The 16,247-nt window shown below is 53.2% G+C and carries 21 protein-coding genes and 1 other annotated feature; of the genes, 5 read left to right on the top strand and 16 right to left on the bottom strand.

Translation table 11 applies throughout. The annotated features are described in order from the left end of the window. The 8 genes from trpC to V8247_RS07070 all read right to left on the bottom strand — a co-directional run bounded on the left by trpC (position 1) and on the right by V8247_RS07070 (position 5,478). Positions 1-777 (bottom strand): indole-3-glycerol phosphate synthase TrpC, encoded by a 777-nt coding sequence (gene trpC, locus V8247_RS07105; protein WP_338737155.1) that lies wholly within the window; start codon positions 775-777, stop codon positions 1-3. Beyond that, positions 767-1,795, bottom strand: a complete 1,029-nt coding sequence (gene trpD / locus V8247_RS07100; protein ID WP_338739344.1) for an anthranilate phosphoribosyltransferase — start codon at positions 1,793-1,795, stop codon at positions 767-769. Before trpD ends, trpC begins: the two co-directional genes overlap by 11 nt. Beyond that, positions 1,788-2,369 carry an aminodeoxychorismate/anthranilate synthase component II gene (locus V8247_RS07095; RefSeq protein ID WP_338737154.1) on the bottom strand — a complete coding sequence of 194 codons (582 nt, stop codon included), beginning with the start codon at positions 2,367-2,369 and terminating at the stop codon, positions 1,788-1,790. The genes trpD and V8247_RS07095 overlap by 8 nt, the downstream gene beginning before the upstream one ends. A 9-nt stretch (positions 2,370-2,378) precedes the next feature. Next, a complete protein-coding gene (gene trpE, locus V8247_RS07090) occupies positions 2,379-3,806 on the bottom strand; it encodes an anthranilate synthase component I (RefSeq protein WP_338737153.1) in 1,428 nt (475 codons plus the stop codon). Positions 3,807-3,843: 37 nt separating this feature from the next. Continuing rightward, positions 3,844-4,125, bottom strand: a binding site (T-box leader). A gap of 69 nt (positions 4,126-4,194) precedes the next feature. Further along, on the bottom strand, positions 4,195-4,341 hold the full coding sequence (locus V8247_RS07085) for a hypothetical protein (protein ID WP_338737152.1): 147 nt from the start codon (positions 4,339-4,341) through the stop codon (positions 4,195-4,197). A 45-nt stretch (positions 4,342-4,386) separates the two neighbouring features. Next, on the bottom strand, positions 4,387-4,806 hold the full coding sequence (locus V8247_RS07080) for an SHOCT-like domain-containing protein (protein WP_338737151.1): 420 nt from the start codon (positions 4,804-4,806) through the stop codon (positions 4,387-4,389). A gap of 25 nt (positions 4,807-4,831) precedes the next feature. Further along, positions 4,832-5,110 (bottom strand): hypothetical protein, encoded by a 279-nt coding sequence (locus V8247_RS07075; protein ID WP_338737150.1) that lies wholly within the window; start codon positions 5,108-5,110, stop codon positions 4,832-4,834. After that, complete coding sequence (locus tag V8247_RS07070; protein WP_338737149.1) at positions 5,107-5,478, bottom strand: DUF2089 domain-containing protein; 372 nt, start codon at positions 5,476-5,478, stop codon at positions 5,107-5,109. The genes V8247_RS07075 and V8247_RS07070 overlap by 4 nt, the downstream gene beginning before the upstream one ends. A 332-nt stretch (positions 5,479-5,810) precedes the next feature. Between V8247_RS07070 and V8247_RS07065 the strand changes: the two genes are divergently transcribed. After that, on the top strand, positions 5,811-6,014 hold the full coding sequence (locus V8247_RS07065) for a hypothetical protein (protein ID WP_338737148.1): 204 nt from the start codon (positions 5,811-5,813) through the stop codon (positions 6,012-6,014). A gap of 143 nt (positions 6,015-6,157) precedes the next feature. On the opposite strand, the gene V8247_RS07060 is transcribed toward V8247_RS07065, so the two are convergent. The 8 genes from V8247_RS07060 to V8247_RS07025 form a co-directional block, all read right to left on the bottom strand. Further along, complete coding sequence (locus V8247_RS07060; protein ID WP_338737147.1) at positions 6,158-6,610, bottom strand: hypothetical protein; 453 nt, start codon at positions 6,608-6,610, stop codon at positions 6,158-6,160. Positions 6,611-6,829: 219 nt separating this feature from the next. Further along, positions 6,830-7,279: a hypothetical protein gene (locus tag V8247_RS07055; protein ID WP_338737146.1), complete on the bottom strand. Its 450-nt coding sequence runs from the start codon at positions 7,277-7,279 to the stop codon at positions 6,830-6,832. Positions 7,280-7,381: 102 nt separating this feature from the next. After that, positions 7,382-7,798: a hypothetical protein gene (locus tag V8247_RS07050; RefSeq protein WP_338737145.1), complete on the bottom strand. Its 417-nt coding sequence runs from the start codon at positions 7,796-7,798 to the stop codon at positions 7,382-7,384. Between the two features lie 13 nt (positions 7,799-7,811). Further along, on the bottom strand, positions 7,812-8,123 hold the full coding sequence (locus tag V8247_RS07045; RefSeq protein ID WP_338737144.1) for a hypothetical protein: 312 nt from the start codon (positions 8,121-8,123) through the stop codon (positions 7,812-7,814). Then, a complete protein-coding gene (locus V8247_RS07040; RefSeq protein ID WP_338737143.1) occupies positions 8,113-8,619 on the bottom strand; it encodes a hypothetical protein in 507 nt (168 codons plus the stop codon). The genes V8247_RS07045 and V8247_RS07040 overlap by 11 nt, the downstream gene beginning before the upstream one ends. A 261-nt stretch (positions 8,620-8,880) precedes the next feature. Then, complete coding sequence (locus V8247_RS07035) at positions 8,881-9,384, bottom strand: hypothetical protein (protein WP_338737142.1); 504 nt, start codon at positions 9,382-9,384, stop codon at positions 8,881-8,883. Positions 9,385-9,470: 86 nt separating this feature from the next. Further along, positions 9,471-10,571: a hypothetical protein gene (locus V8247_RS07030; RefSeq protein ID WP_338737141.1), complete on the bottom strand. Its 1,101-nt coding sequence runs from the start codon at positions 10,569-10,571 to the stop codon at positions 9,471-9,473. A gap of 160 nt (positions 10,572-10,731) precedes the next feature. Further along, a complete protein-coding gene (locus V8247_RS07025) occupies positions 10,732-11,400 on the bottom strand; it encodes a hypothetical protein (RefSeq protein ID WP_338737140.1) in 669 nt (222 codons plus the stop codon). Positions 11,401-11,511: 111 nt separating this feature from the next. Here V8247_RS07025 and V8247_RS07020 point away from each other — a divergent pair, with 111 nt between their 5' ends. The 4 genes from V8247_RS07020 (at position 11,512) to budA (ending at position 16,200) form a co-directional block, all read left to right on the top strand. Continuing rightward, positions 11,512-12,186 carry a response regulator transcription factor gene (locus V8247_RS07020; protein WP_338737139.1) on the top strand — a complete coding sequence of 225 codons (675 nt, stop codon included), beginning with the start codon at positions 11,512-11,514 and terminating at the stop codon, positions 12,184-12,186. Beyond that, positions 12,183-13,538: a HAMP domain-containing sensor histidine kinase gene (locus tag V8247_RS07015; protein WP_338737138.1), complete on the top strand. Its 1,356-nt coding sequence runs from the start codon at positions 12,183-12,185 to the stop codon at positions 13,536-13,538. The genes V8247_RS07020 and V8247_RS07015 overlap by 4 nt, the downstream gene beginning before the upstream one ends. Positions 13,539-13,590: 52 nt before the next feature. Beyond that, positions 13,591-15,297, top strand: a complete 1,707-nt coding sequence (mutL, locus tag V8247_RS07010) for a DNA mismatch repair endonuclease MutL (RefSeq protein ID WP_338737137.1) — start codon at positions 13,591-13,593, stop codon at positions 15,295-15,297. Between the two features lie 117 nt (positions 15,298-15,414). Further along, positions 15,415-16,200, top strand: coding sequence for an acetolactate decarboxylase (gene budA / locus V8247_RS07005; RefSeq protein ID WP_338737136.1), 786 nt, complete (start codon positions 15,415-15,417; stop codon positions 16,198-16,200). The last annotated feature ends 47 nt before the right edge of the window (positions 16,201-16,247 follow it).

The following is a 16,247-nucleotide window of genomic DNA, read 5'->3' as shown; positions in this document are numbered from 1 at the left end:
CTATTCACCACCCGACATTAGATGTTTAATTTCTGTTCCGGTCATCAATGCCTCCCCGATAAGCGCGGCGTCCACCCCGCACTGCCTTAAATAGTTCATGTCCTCATGGGTGGCAATACCGCTCTCGCTGACCACCAGCCGGTCAGCCGGAACCAACGGCCGCAATCGCCCCGTTGTATTTATGTCAACTGTAAAGGTTTTCAGGTCCCGGTTATTGATACCGATAACCCGGGCACCGGCGCTAACCGCCGCTGCCACCTCGGCTTCATCGTGCGCCTCCACCAGAGCCGCCATCCCCTGCCGCCCCACCAGCTCCAGCAGCTCCGCCAGCCGTTCCGGCGTCAGAATACCGGCAATCAGCAACACCGCGCTGGCGCCCCAGGCCCGCGCCTCATAGACCTGATACGGGTCGGTAATGAAATCCTTGCGCAGCAGCGGCGGACGTCCCGCACCGAGATCTGCGGCAATCTCCTTCAGGTATTCCGGGCGGCCCAGAAAATACTGCTCTTCGGTCAGCACCGATATCGCCGCAGCGCCGCCGCCGGCATAGCTGCGGGCAATGGCCACCGGTTCAAAATCCGGCCGGATAATGCCCCGGGACGGTGACGCCTTTTTGACTTCAGCGATAATACTGAGGCCCGGCCGGGCAATGGCCGCGGTAAAATCCGGGGGTACCGGACTCTGGGCCGCCTGTCGTTTTAGCGCCTCCAGCGGCACTTGTTGCTGACGCACCGCCGTGGCCGCCCGTGTTGCCCTGACGATATCGTCAAGAATCACGCTGCGCCTCCAGCAGCCGGCTGACCTCAATGAATTTTTCCATCCTGGCCAGCGCCTTGCCATTATCTATGGCCGCAGCGGCCAGAACCACGCCCTCAGCCAGTGAATCAACCACATCGGCGGCTTTAAGTGCCGCCGCCGCGTTAATGATGGCTGCGTCCCGCAATGCCCCGGGCTCGCCCTGCAACAGCCGCAACATGGCGGCGGCATTCCAGCGGGCATCGCCGCCCTTGATGGCCTCAGCCTCACACCGGGCAAGACCCAGCGCCGCCGGGTCAATATCATAACATTCCAGCCGGCCGGCCCGCAGTTCACAGGCATGGGTCACCCCGGTCAGGGTAATTTCGTCCAGGCCGTCAGCCCCGTGAACCACAATGGCGTGATGGCTGCCCAGTTCTTTCAACACGGTAGCGATGGTCAGCACCAGTTCCCGGCGCGGCACGCCGATAACCTGCGCCGTCGCCCCGGCCGGATTACACAGCGGCCCCAGTAAATTAAATACGGTGCGGATGCCGATTTCCCGGCGCGGCGGCCCGGCATGTTTCATCGCCGGATGAAACACCGGGGCAAACATGAACACAATACCTGCCTGGTCCAGGCACGCCACGGCCTCGTCCGGCAGAAGGTCAATCTTGACCCCCAGCGCCTCCAGGACATCGGCTGAACCACACTGGGAAGACACCGCCCGGTTGCCGTGTTTAGCCACCTTGACGCCGCAGGCAGCGGCGATAATGGCCGCGGCAGTGGAGATATTAAACGTCCCGGCCTTGTCGCCCCCGGTACCGCAGGTATCCACTAACGGTCCGGCCGCCGTCATCGGCAGCGCCTTGGCCCGCATCGTCCGGGCCAGCCCGACCATTTCCTCCACCGTTTCACCCTTGCACCGGAGCGCCGTCACGAAAGAGCCGAACTGCGCCGGCGTCGCCTGGCCCTCCATGATTTCATTCATCACCGCCGCCGCCTCATCGGCGCTCAGCGAGCGGCCGCAGACCAGATTCTCAATGGCCTCTTTAATTATCATCGTTCCTGCCTCCGTTCAGAAAGTTTTTAAGGATTTCCCGCCCGTATTCGGACATGAAGGATTCCGGGTGAAACTGGACGCCCTGAACGTCGTAATCACGGTGTTTCAACCCCATGATCTCACCGTCAGCCGTCCAGGCGGTCACTTCCAGACACGCCGGCAGCGACTCCCGGCGCACCGCCAGCGAGTGATACCGGATGACCGAAAACGGCGACGGCACATCCCGGAAAAGCCCGTCCCCGTGGTGTTCCACCATGGAGGCCTTGCCGTGCATCACCGCGCCGGCTCTGACCACCTCACCGCCGTACACCTGACCCAGGCACTGGTGCCCCAGGCAGACTCCCAGCACCGGCAGCTTTGTCCCGAAGTGCCGGATAGCCGCCATGGAGATACCGGCATGGTCCGGGGTGGAGGGGCCGGGCGAAACCACGATCTTCTCCGGCGCCAGCGCTTCAATACCGTCGATATCAATCTCGTCGTTGCGCCTGACCTCAACCTCCGCCCCCAGTTCGCAGAGGTACTGGTACAGGTTATAGGTAAAGCTGTCGTAGTTATCAATTAGTAAAATCATGGTTTCCTCTTATCCGCCGGCTTCTGCCTGACTGACTGCTTTGAACAGCGCCTGCGCTTTGTTCAATGTTTCTTGATACTCCGCTACCGGCTGACTGTCATAGACGATGCCCGCCCCCGCCTGAACATAGGCGCGGCCGTCTTTGGTCAGCATGGTGCGGATGGCAATGGCCATATCCATATTGCCGTTATAGCTGAAATAGCCCACCGCGCCGGCATAAGGCCCGCGTTTTTCCGGCTCGTGTTCGGCGATAATCTGCATCGCCCGGACCTTGGGGGCGCCGGAGACGGTACCGGCCGGGAAGGTCGCCCGCAAGGCGTCATAAGCCGTCAGGTTTGGCTTTAATTCCCCCTTGACGTGGCTGACCAGATGCATGACGTGGGAGTAACGCTCCACGTTCATCAGGTCGGAAACTTCCACCGTCCCCGGCTCCGCCACCCGGCCGATGTCATTGCGGCCCAGGTCCACCAGCATGATGTGTTCGGCGCGTTCCTTGGGGTCGGCTATGAGTTCAGCTTCCAGCGCCAGGTCTTCTTCCGGTGTCGCCCCGCGTTTCCTGGTGCCCGCCAGCGGCCGGGTCACCACTTCACCGTCTTCCACCCGCACCAGTATCTCCGGAGAGGTGCCGATAATCTGGAATGAATTAAAGTCCAAAAAGAACATGTACGGCGAGGGGTTGATGCTGCGTAATGAGCGGTAGATATCAAACGGAGCGACGCCGGTCGGCCGTGACAGCCGCTGCGACAACACCACCTGAATGGCCTCGCCGGCAGCAATATCTTCCTTGATGGCGGCCACCCCGGCTTCAAAGGCTTCCCTGGTGACGCTGGAGGTGAACTCAGTCGTAACGGTCCCGGCGGCCTTATGGCCATTGGCCAGCGGCTCCGCCAGCCGCCGGCACATTTCGTCTATATGCCCCACCGCCGCGGCGTAAGCCTCTTCCAGATCGCCGTCCAGCGGCATCAGTGAAATGACCTTGATGCGGTGGGCAACATGGTCAAACACCAGGAAAGTATCGGTCAGCAGGAACATGGCCTCCGGCAGCCCCAGTGAGTCGGCTGCCGGCGACGGCAGTTTTTCAAATCGTCCGGCGGCTTCATAAGACAGGTAGCCCACCGCGCCACCGCTGAACCGCGGTAACCCCGGCTGCGGCACGATATGCCGGTTTTTCAACGCCTGTTCCACCGTTTCCAGCGGGTCGGCCTTTGACCCGGCGTCAGCCACGATAACCCGGCCGGGCTCCGTACCGAGAAAGCTGTAACGGGCCATCCGCTGTCCGCCTTCAACACTTTCCAGCAGAAATGACGGCCCGCCGCGTTGTATTTTAAGAAAGGCGGAAACCGGCGTTTCCAGGTCGGCTATCAGCTCCCGGCTGACCGCCGCCAGATTCCCTTTACCCTTGAGTTTCCTGATTTCTGCCAGAGTTGGCTGGTACATTCTTCTCTCCCGCGACCAAATAAAAAAGCCCCCGCCCACTAGGGGCGAGAGCTTCAAATCTCGCGGTGCCACCCTGGTTCGGTTTATCCAGGTCTTGCGACCGGTAAAAACCATCTCATTTGTCGGATACGGCTCGTACTCTCAGGCACGGCGATACCCTGGGCCGGCTAACGGCGCCCTTTCCGTCAGAGCCTACTCGCTTAACGCTTTCGGTCTGAAGCTCCCCAGTCCATTCGGCCCCTGCGCAACTACCGGCTCACACCTTACCCGGCTCTCTGAAGTCCGCCAAAGACGTACTCGTCTGGATCAACGCTTTTAAATTTTTAAGTTAAACTAAAAATACCGCAAACGGTGGCGGGTTGTCAAATCCTGAGCAGCAACGTCTCACTTATCCGGCCAAAGCCTGTCCCAGGTAAAACGGCCAGACGATGATTCCCAGCACTATTTTCCAAAACGACAAATCAACAAACCCGATAGTGAACAGCCAGCCGATAAACCAGATATACCCGCCGCTTGCGCCGCAACTCTTGTTCATGTATCTGCTCCTTACAATTAGTCTTGCTTTTCGGGAATTCCCGGTCTACTCCGCGAAGACCCTGACCTTACCTTCGCCGCCGTCAATATCAACCTCAAGTTCCGCCAGCGCCGCAATCAATTCCTCAATATCTTCATCTTTCAGGTTCTTCAGGTTAAGGCTGATGCCCTTTTTCTTGAGTTCGCCTTCCACCTGGTCTGCGGCATCCTGGGGTATCAGTGAGGTAAATTTCATCCCGGCCCGGATCAGCGACACCGGCACCCGTACGTTCACCTTGTCCGCCTTGCCCCCGCCGTGATCACCGCCGGGATTATCTATCAGTACCCGCAGATATTTTATCTTGCGGACTTCGCGTCTGGGTTCCGTGCCCGTCTTTTCCATAGCCTCAAGCAGTTTCATGGCCTCGGCGGCGCTGATTTTGCCTGCCTCCAGCATGTCCAGTATGCGTTTCCGATTATCAGTCATCTTATTATCTCCCGTCCCCTGATTCTTAAATGAAATTAAAGGTCATCCGCTTCGGGCCGTCGTTGATATCCACGTTAAGCCCCCGCATTGAAAAAAGGATTCTCCACAGGTAAGGCCCGCCCATGATCAACGGCCGGGCCTTCCCGGTCGGCAGCAGTATCAATACCGCCACCAGCACAATCGGCAAGGCGATCAGCATCAGCGCCAGCAGTATCGGGTAGATCAAAAACCAAGGCAGCCATAGCCCGAAGGAACCGTCGCTGGTCGGGATTCTCAAATGGAGCAGCAGTGGCGGCCGGTTCATTTGCTCATCCTCCTGAGTGCCTCGTCGGCAGATATTTCGCCTCTTTCCAGAAGTCCCAGCACATCTTCCTTGTCTTCGCCCTGCGACGAAGGCACCATTTCCACCATTTTAAGCTGTGCCGCCAGCTTATCCAGCCGGTTTTTCACCGTCGGATAGCTGATGCCGAAAAAACGCTCCATGTCTTTGATGGAACCGTGCGCCCCGACAAAAGCCATGATGAAGACCTGGTCGTCGCCGGAGAGCTGGGCTAAGGAAGGCAGGGCGAATTCACCCTCTATGGCAATGCCCGACTCCGGCAACCGCACCCGTTCTACCACTATCGTTTGCCCGCCGGTCAACTTTGTCAGCTCAGCCCATTCTTTTGCCATCAGACACCCCCTTTGAACTTTCACCAGATATTATACTGCATATATTGATTTTGTCAATAGTGTTTTTGATTTTTTTAATTATAGCTTGTTGTTCGCTTGAATTATTGGATAATTTCGGACTCAACTCTGAAATAAATCAAAACATGACTCCGATTGCTTTAATGTTCCGCTTGGGAACTCACCGATACTTTCGTGCGCCTTGTCAAACTTGGAGTTTGTTGCCGTCATGACAAGTGCTAAAGTAAATTGCCTTATCGTTCGATCTGATATCACAGACAAGAACAACGTTAGGAGAATAGTTAAATCCGGGACAGGAAAGGTTTTTCAGTTTTATGATGGAGCGTGTCCTGGACGGAAAACAGGATGAGGTAAAAGCATCACTGAATGAGAGTTTCAGCATCCAGCCGAATGGTACCTTCAACGTGGAATACTTGGGAAGCTTTGTTCCCAAAATATTAGCGATGCTGAAACCGGAGCGCATAGAAGAAGTAAAAACCGTCATGAACCAGTATGGTACTGGCGAGTCTAAATCCTGATCAGTTAAATACTGCCGTCACCTGCTGTGGGGGGGACACCTCATTTCCTGAAGTATTATCCGTAGGAGCACGCTGCGCGTGCCCTGGTGTCCGGGGACAGCTCGTATTTTCTGAGGTATTTTTCCACAATGAACGATATCCGGTCATTCCTGGCCGGGAAGACCAAGGATGAGAGTGGATTCTACTTCCACCCCCGTGATATTGAGTGATGCACTCATCTCTTCCTTGGACATGCCGGTGTCGCCGGTATCCAGAATCAGTTCCCCGTTGATATTGGCATAAGAATCCGGCGACAGCTTGGTGTTTGCGTCAAAATCATCGGTTTGGGTCAGGATAAGATCGTTCCCGGACCCGGACAAAACGGGGGTTACTCTGCCGACGAATATGTCGTTTCTACTTTTGTTCTGGATAGAAAGGGAATATGAGATCTTGACCGGTTTCTTCGGATCCCCGTCAACATTGCCGATCGAATATGACAGGCTATTGATCACGAGTCCTGATGGCTGGCCGGCTTCCACCTTCGCGCAGCCGGTTAAGAGGCCGGCTGTCAGTATTATGGTCAGTAATGCAGCCGGTATGAGTTTATGCCATTTCATAACGATGCCTCCTCGTTGGTCTTTCCTATTTTTAGGATTATACCACCCCAACATGAACGGGAGATGAACGAAACGGTTTTTACGGGAAAATATTTTCCCTAAAACAGATTGCTACTAACTAATAGCTTAAAACCCTTCACCGCGAGGCTCACCGGAGCAGACGACAAACCGTTCGTACTGTGTCTGAAAACAAATTGGGAATAAACCCGTCAGTTGGCACTATCCCAACTCTTTTAACACTCGGTCAACAAGTTTAAGATTATATGCCATGACCATCTCAGGCATCCTGAATAAATCAATGACCGCCCAAACCAGCAACCCGCCAAGTGTCAGCCAGTAGCGAAACTGGAGATCATCTCTTACCAGATAGGTATAATGCATCCCGAAAAACGCCCAATGAAGATATGCCTCGGGCAGGTTCTTCGTCCGCCACAAATATTCGTCCAGGAAAGCAACTTGTTTTTCAATCGGCATTGTTTCAATTTGGACTCTTTTTGATGTCGGGATTCTGTCCAGATCAACCTTGGGGATATGTATCGTTCCCTTAGACGTCACATATTTACCTGATTCTTTCTTGTGCAATGATCCCAGTGCGTAAAGGAATACCCGCACTCCAACAAGTCCGATTAGAGCAATTATAAGAATAATCTCGCCTAATCCGTACTTCATCAGAATACCTCGTTTCAAACCTTGATTTTTATATACAATATCCAAGAGAAGGTCAATATTAACCCTCTCTTGGATATTGTATTGTCTTAAATTACAAATACGTTAATTGTTGTAGGCGAGTTCGATCATAGACCAAGTAGTGTAATAGTCGGGCCCATTTGACCAAGACTGCGAAAAGCTTGTCATGTCCGAAGCGCTGGCATCAATGTAGGCATGCAGGAATATTAGGTATGTACGATCAGCCTGTAGTGTTGTGTTGATTGATCCGTAGATTGGAGTATCTTCTTGGAAGACAATAGCAAATTCTCTGCTATACAGTGTCCGACTATCTACATAATACCCACCTGTTACATCGTAAATATTATATGTAACTGCAAAAGTACCAATATCCCAAAACCAAGTTGACATCATTGCCCATCCTGTATACCCGAGCAGGTTGATATCAATGTTGTGAGATTCCCCAAAACTCCAAGGATCCGTGCTTATGGCGAGCCCGGTCGCCGCCCATGCATTTCCCATGGGGCAACTTGCCTTATTTGTTTTGATCACGGTAGGTGAAAAAAGCCCCCACCGTAAACAAACTAGTTACAATTACTCCGGCAAGGCCGTAAATAGATGTCGCTTCGTAGTTTGTAGCTAAAAATACTATGGACCAACTTAGTACTATCAAACCCGTTCCAATTGCATATTTTGGTCCCGAGTGTTTCCATATCAGAGATCCGATTGTTGAAATCAGAAAAGCCCCTCCAACAATCACTCCTAACCAATTTGCTAGCAGGATTGAAAGTAATGAGACAGCCAATCCGCAAAGTACCATTAGTGCCATTCCGAGATCACGACTCACCGTCACTCCTCCTATCCGGTGCTTCCATATTGAACGCCTCGTGCATACCCATCGTTCCACCATATATGGCGAACGCCGATACCTTGGACTCTGTAGTCTTCGGCATTAAACATTTCATATCTTCCTTCGTCATGCCGGTGTAGCCGGGATCCAGGATCAGTTCCCCGTTGATATTAGCAAAAGAATCCGGGGCCAACTTGGTGTTTGCGTCAAAATCATCGGTCTGGGTCAGGATAAGATCATTCCCAGGCCCGGATATAACGGGGGTTACTCTGCCGATGAAAATGTCGCTTTTACTTTTGTTCTGGATCGAAAGGGAATATGAGATCTTGACCGGTTTCTCCGGATCCCCGTCAACATTGCCGATCGAATATGAAAGGCTATTGACCACGAGTCCTGATGGCTGGTCGGCTTCCACCTTCGCACAGCCGGTCAAAAGGCCGGTTGTCAGTATTATGGTCAGTAATGCCGCCGGTATGAGTTTATGCCATTTCATTGTGATGCCTCCACGTTTGATCATTCCTATTGTTACGGATTATATCACCCCAACATGAACAGGAGATGAATAAACGGGTCTGTTTTTACGGTTATTTTTATTTCTTTGCTTTTTTATCCCCGTAATCCTGTTACTCAAATAATGCGCGGGCTGTCGAAGAATCGAAGGGGGGCCATGGATGGCATATTCCAGCATGATCTGATGCTTTTTTCCCATAATCCAAACTTCGCGTTCCGGCCCCAGTATTCTGGGTAAACTATACTATTTTATTTTATCCTGCTTTTCAAAATATCGGATGAGTTCAGAACTTATTGTTGGGGGTAATGTCCCGGTATTAGGATAACCTGATTGGATCCAAAGAGTATTATTGGCGTTATCTAGTCTTCCGAGAGCATCAAGAATCACCAGTCCTAGGAATGTTGAAGAAGAAGCATTCGACCAAAGTTTGCCTCTACCGACCTCTTTACCTTCAATCTCGATAATGAATTCACGGCCAAACATACTGTCTTCTAACTTGGGGGCATCCTGATAAATCAGCTGTGAATTCCACTTGCTGATTCCGGACGTATTGAGTTCGAGAGAGTTAGTGTCAGCATGGTAAGCTTTAATGTCACTTTCGGTCAGCAGGGATTCACCAGTATCTGCCAAAATAACACTGAACCCCCCCTTGCTTTCTGAAGCGCTACAGCCAACGAGTGTCATTGTCAGCTGAGAAACAATTAACAGAATTAGGATAATCCGTTTTGGCATGAATTGGGATTTCATTTGCCCTCCTAGCAATTCTCTATTACGTTCCGCAAACTGGAGGTGGAAATTGCCTCCACCTCCGGTCTGTCGCGTTATCTTTTTGGTCAATTTCTGGAATAATAGTAAAGTGTTGTAGATACGTATGGGCAGTGGCTGGGACTGTGTGTGTATAAACCGGCCGCGCCCCATTTCGATATGTATTGATGATTCACCGTCGAGTATATTATTGCGGAATGATCATCATTAACATATCTTACCTTTAGGTTCACATAGGGCACCCCGGTCCATTGACTATAACTGCCATCATTCCAATATGTCGCCTGATTAGGCGCATTTATCCATATCGTATTTCCCCATTCCTGACTATACCAAGCATAGGAGTGACAGTTATACATCCGTGTTGCACTTTTCATTCTTGTTGCGTATGGGAAAGCAGAATCATAATACGCGTTTATGGAAGCTATCTCTGCCGGGCTAAGCTCATCTCCTGGTTGCATTTGTAGGGCCGCAACGGCACTACCCATCGGTGTATATACAGACGTACCATAATATCTATTCGAGTATTGGTTGCATGCTTGCTCAAGGAGAGATGCACAGATCTGTCTATTAAAAAGGCTATACACCTCTGGGTTATTTTGCATCAATCGGTTCTTATTCCCAGCCTCTATTTCCAACATCTGGAGTTCAATGGCAGTTAAGCTTGTGAGGATCGGCTCTTGGAAAAGCAACATTTCAATATCCAGAAAACTGAGAGCATATGAACCTTTCTGGACATCGGTCCATTCTTTGTTGATCGATGAAGGATCCATCGCAAGGTATATTTGGAAAACCTCGGTACCTGCATTGTAGCGATTAAACAATTCTTGCAAACCATTAAAATTGGAGGTTAGAATCTCAAACCCTTGCTGAAAGTCATCATGTGCCATGTAAACACGTAACAGTGGGTAATTTAAAACTGTTTCCACTAATGCTGTGGTTGACATATTTTTCAATATCTCTTCAGGCACTTGGCACGCTTCTAGCATTTCATCGAAATTGAGGAACCGCTTCCATTCTTCGGTGCCCGGCTTGACTGAAAATTCATAGGCACCCGTTTTGCTGTTAACCATCTCCTGCGCTTGTACGAACGGGGCCCCCCCACCCAGCATCCCCACTAGAAGCGTCAGGGACATGAAAACCATTAGAAACCGTTTCTTGAATTGCATTTGAGTTTTCCTTTCGTTTATTTTAGACCTTTGACTGCCGTTTGGGAACCTTTTCTTTCGTCCCATGTAAAGGCCACGCTGCGAGAACCGTTATACATTCATCTCGGCTCCTCCTTCCGGCCGGCGCCTCATTACGGAGGTAACGGACTTGGTTATTCCCCTATCCCTGAAGAGAAGAAGCCCGGTCGTTCCAGCCTTGGAAAATGAGCATTGACCAAACGGTGCCAGGCGGTAAGTAATAAGAGGAACCCATACACGCTTCATATTCATAAAGCATGACGCCACGTGTGTCGCTTATTTTTGCCGATGAAATGGCATTGTTATACACGCCCAGGTACTCCAATTTGCCCCCGGGAACCACGACGAGAGGCACTCCCCCCTCGTACCACATATCTGTATGCAAGTATGAAACGGTCAAGCCGGTTGAAGATGTACCCATGTCTGGTAACGCGTCAAAAACGCGTCCGTACTCGCTTTGTATGAAATACTCAAAATCTTCCACAGTGGTGAAAGCGTAAAGAACGCCTGCTTTATCCACGGTGAACCGAAGACGCTGTCCATCGAAAAGGTTGATCTGCTCAGCCGTATACCACACACCGTCAATGATGACCGGGCATTGCGGGACAACGTGGACTATGGCGGCCTCCGCCTCCGCGGACATGGGGTGGGCGGCCTCAATCTCGGACGGGGTTCTGGGCTGATCTTTGGTACTGTTGACAATAGGAGGCTCAAGGGTGTAATTTTCCGAGGAGGAAGCAGCGGAGGTGATCTTTGGTGCCGGAACGGCCAGCAACATACAGACACACAGACTCAAGATCAGGTTTCTCATTTCACACCTCCAGGTTGTAATCATTTTCACCTGTCCCATAATAGCACCCGAACCTGACAGAATTATGACAGGCCGAAGCTAAGATTTAGGTAGTACGAAAGTGTTTTGTAAATGAGGATATTGCTGGTTGAAGATAACCTCAAACTCGCCCGGTTGATCCAACGGGGGTTAAACGATGGGGGGCACATTGTAGAACTGGCTGATGAAGGCGAATCCGGGCTGCTGTACGCCGAAACCTCAAACTTTGATCTCCTCATTCTGGACGTGATGCTGCCGGGGGAGATTTCCGGCACCGATGTCTGCCGTATCTTAAGAAAACAGGGCATGACTACACCGATCTTCATGCTGACAGCTAAAACACACATCGGGCACCGCATTGAGGGACTGGACGCCGGTGCCGACGATTATCTGTGCAAACCGTTCTCTATAACCGAGCTAAAGGCGCGCATCCGATCTCTGCAAAGAAGACAGGCCAATGGGGGACAAACCGTTGTGGAGATCTCCGGGGTCACGGTTGATACAGTGACGCATGAAGTCACGGCTGACGGAAATCTTGTTGCCCTGACTGCCATGGAGTACCGGGCGCTGGACTACTTTATCACCCACCCCGGAAGGGTGCTTACACGGATAATGATAGAAGAGCATGTATGGGGCGGAGAGACAGACCACGTTTCCAACACCATGGACTCTCTCATCAAGAGGTTGCGCCGGCGCCTCGGCTGGAATGCCGGAACCGGCCCGATCCAGACCATTCGTGGAGAAGGCTACAGGCTGAAAATTCCATGAACTGGTTGAAAAGCGTTAAATTCAGGCTGACGGTTATTTATTCCGTCGTTCTGGTGGTCACGCTGGCAACGTTCGGCTGGATATCTTTGGCGCTGTTATCCTCGGGCTTACATGATAACCTGTATGAATCGTTGATCGTTGATTTTAACAGAGTCAAGTCTTCCATATTCATCAGCGGCAATGAAGAACTTCCCGAGATGCTGAACGAATTGGAAGTCCAGGTTCCGGGTTCGCTTTTCATCTACAACGTTGAAACAGAAACCCTCATGGGTAACCCGTCGTTACTTGATGACGTTCGTCTTTCGCTGTCAGGTTTCACCACACTTGGTACTGGTTTTCAGTTCAAAGAGGGATTGGACGGCCGGCAATTGTGTATCGGGCCGTACAACGAATCATCCCCTGGCAAGTTATTGGTGGTGACGCGTGACTCCAGCTACATCGGCAGTACCGTGGACCAATACAAGAACGTCCTCTACGGATCCGTTCCCTTCGCCCTCATCATCGCCGGGGCATCCGGTTACGCCCTGGCTAACCACTCATTACGGCAGGTGAAGGCAATCAGGGTGACCGCTGAGGGGATTGACCCCGGCAAGCTGACTGACCGCATACCGGTTAGGGGCAACGATGAGTTGGGGCAGCTCTCCGGGACACTGAATTCCGCTTTTGACCGCATCCACGGCTTCATTGACCGCCAGCGGCGGTTCACCGAGGACGCCACCCACGACCTGCGGGCACCGCTGACCAACATCAAGGCACAGACATCTTTGGCGTTGGAGCGGGATAGGCCGAAGGACTACTATCGGGAGGCGCTGCGCTCCATAGAGGAAGACACGGAGCAGATGGAGTCCATGGTGGAAGACCTGCTGACGCTGACCAGCCTGGATACCGTACCCGACCAGGAAAACTCCCCCTTTGACCTCTCCAGCCTCATAGAAGAAATCCTCACCAACTGGGAGGCGCCCTGCGCCGCCAGGGGACTTACGCTTACACATAAAATCCAGCCGGATATAGAAACGACTGGAGAACCGCTGGACTTCCAGCGCATCGTCGACAACCTGTTGGAAAACGCCGTGAAGGCGACGAGTCAGGGCGGCGTTACCTTTACCATGACGGAAAGCAGCGGGCTGATAACGATTACCGTGGCGGACACGGGCCGCGGCATACCGCCGGACCAATTGGAAAAGATCTTCTGGCGGTTCTACCGGGTTGACCGCCACGCCGAGGGCAACGGGCTGGGGCTGCCCATCGTTGAGGGCATAACCCTGATGTACGGCGGCCGGGTGGAGGTGGAAAGCGAATTGGGTAAAGGCTCCACCTTTACCGTGACCCTGCCGGTCAACTCCAAAACCTGACAACTGCGAACTGTCAACTGATAACTGACTACTGACAACTGCCTGCCTTCTCATGTACAATCCTACTGTGCCTATCAAACTGCTGGACTCAAAAACCGTCGCCCGTATCGCCGCCGGCGAGGTGGTGGAGCGTCCGGCGTCAGTGGTCAAGGAACTTATTGAGAACGCCCTGGATGCCGGAGCGCGGAACCTGGATATTGAGATTAAAGGCGGCGGCACCGGCCTTATCCGGGTCAGCGATGACGGTTGCGGCATCGCCCCGGCCGATCTGCCGCTGGTTTTTACCCGCCACGCCACTTCCAAGATAACTTCTTTTGATGACCTGACCGGTATCATGAGCCTGGGCTTCCGCGGCGAGGCGCTGGGCAGTATTACATCCGTAGCCGACGTAGAGCTTTTAACCGCCGTAGCCAATGCCCCTTCGGGGTGTTTAGTCATCCGGCGCGACGGCCGGACATCCGACAAACCCGCCGCCCGCACCCGCGGCACCAGCATCAGTGTCTCCCACCTGTTCAAAGCGGTACCGGCGCGGCTGAAATTCCTGAAAACAGATGCCACTGAAACCGGCCATATCGTCAACGTAGTCAGCAACTATGCCCTGGCCCGGCCGGAGGTGCGTTTTACCCTTACCGTTGACGGCCGCCGCTCTTTGAACACGCCGGGCACCGGTCAATTACGGGATACCGCTGCCGAGATACTGGGGCGGGAAACGGCCTCCCGCATGATTGATGTTGAAGCCGCCGCTGAGTCGCTGTCGGTTTCCGGCCTGGCTGCGCCGCCTGATGCCGGCCGGGCTAACCGCACAGGCTTGTTCTTCTTCGTTAACCAGCGCTGGGTGAAAAGCCCCATGCTCAGCCGGGCAGTAGAAGAAGCTTATCACGGCCTGCTCACCGTAGGTCGTTATCCGGTGGCCGTCATCAATCTGACCCTGCCGCCGGCAGACATTGACATTAACATCCATCCGGCCAAGACCGAGATAAAATTTCATCAGGATAACCGTATCTTCAATTTCGTGCGTCAATCTGTTCGTTCGGCACTGATCGGTGAATCCCCGGTGCCGGTTATCGGCGAACCGGTACCGCTTTATCGGCCATCTGATTATCGGCAGGATATGAAGCCCTTTGTGGAAAATCTGTTTCCGGAAACCGCCGCCCCTGCCCGGTCGCTGCCCGCATCGGGCATGACCGTGGCGCGGTCTTTACCGGCCCTCCGGGCCATCGGCCAGGTGGCCGGCTGTTATATTCTGGCCGAGGGGCCGGACGGTTTATATATCGTTGACCAGCACGCCGCGCACGAACGCATCATGTACGAAAAGGTACTGACGGCGCGGCAAAACCACACTCCGGCCTCCCAGGCGCTCTTAGAACCGCGGAACGTTGAACTCAGTCCGGCGGAAGCTGCCGTCGTGACCGCACTGTCCAAAATGCTGGCAGAATTCGGTTTCGTCACTGAGGACTTCGGCGGCCGCACGCTGCTGGTCCGGGCGGTGCCTTCGGCCCTGGCCGGGAGTGACTGGCTCACGGCGCTGCATGAGTTTCTCAATTCCCCGGAATCCCGTACCCGCGGCGAGGAAAAACTGGCCGAACTCATCGCCTGTCATTCTGCCGTCCGCTCCGGCAAAAGCCTGACCCAGGAGGAAATACGGGCCTTGCTGCTGGATTTGGAGAAGGCGGAAGTCCCCAACACCTGTCCCCACGGCCGCCCCACCCTGATGAAGCTGGAAACCGTTGCGCTGGAACGCCATTTCAAACGGACGTGATGACAAGTTATCAAACCTCAGCGGTCAGCTGCCGCCGTTTGTGATTTGCCTCTCCCGTTGTTAGAATCTCCTGACGGTAAGGCACCCCGAACCCCCTTGAAAGGCGAATTTTTTCTGATGAAACCTGGAAATATTCTTGTTGTTCCGGCCTTGTTACTGGCGATAATCGGTCTGTCGTCCTGCGCTCCCGCTCCCAAAAGCGATGCCCTGACCCAGATCTCCACCATTGACGCCCTGCTCAACGGGGTTTATGACGGCGTCATGTCTCTAGGCGAATTGAAAGAGTACGGGGATTTCGGTATCGGCACCTTTGAAGGTCTTGACGGCGAGATGGTCTTTTATGACGGCGTTTTCTACCAGGTCAAAGCCGATGGTGTCGCCTATGTCCCGGCCGACAGCGTCACCGCCCCCTTCGCCGCCGTCACCTTTTTTGACACTGACAAGGAAGTTCCGCTGGCAGCGGGCACCAGTTATGTAACCTTGCAGACTTTTCTGGACGGCATTCTGCCCACCGATAACATCTTTTATGCCGTTGAGATTACCGGCACTTTTTCCTATGTGCAGACGCGCAGCGTCCCGGCGCAGCAAAAGCCCTATCCGCCGCTGGCGGCAGTAACCGCCAACCAAAGTGTATTTGAATTCACCAACGTGGCGGGAACCATCGTGGGCTTCATCAGTCCGCCGTACGTTGACGGCATCAACGTCCCCGGCTTCCACCTGCATTTCCTGACGGCCGACAAACAGGCCGGCGGTCATGTGCTTGACCTGCAAATATCCGAGGCTACCGCCGCCATTGATTATATCTCCGAATTCAATCTGACCCTGCCCGGTCCCGACAGTGACTTCTATGACCTGGATTTAACCCCGGATTTATCAGATGATCTGGAGCAAGTGGAGAAGTAGTACCAGGCTGGAAGAAGATTTCACAATGATCATCCCCAGATTAAAAT

The sequence above is a fragment of the Dehalogenimonas sp. W genome, from assembly GCF_037094495.1.
Classification (GTDB): Bacteria; Chloroflexota; Dehalococcoidia; order Dehalococcoidales; family Dehalococcoidaceae; genus Dehalogenimonas; species Dehalogenimonas loeffleri.
Note: the sequence above shows the minus strand (reverse complement) of the source record. Positions and strands in the feature narration are given on the sequence as shown.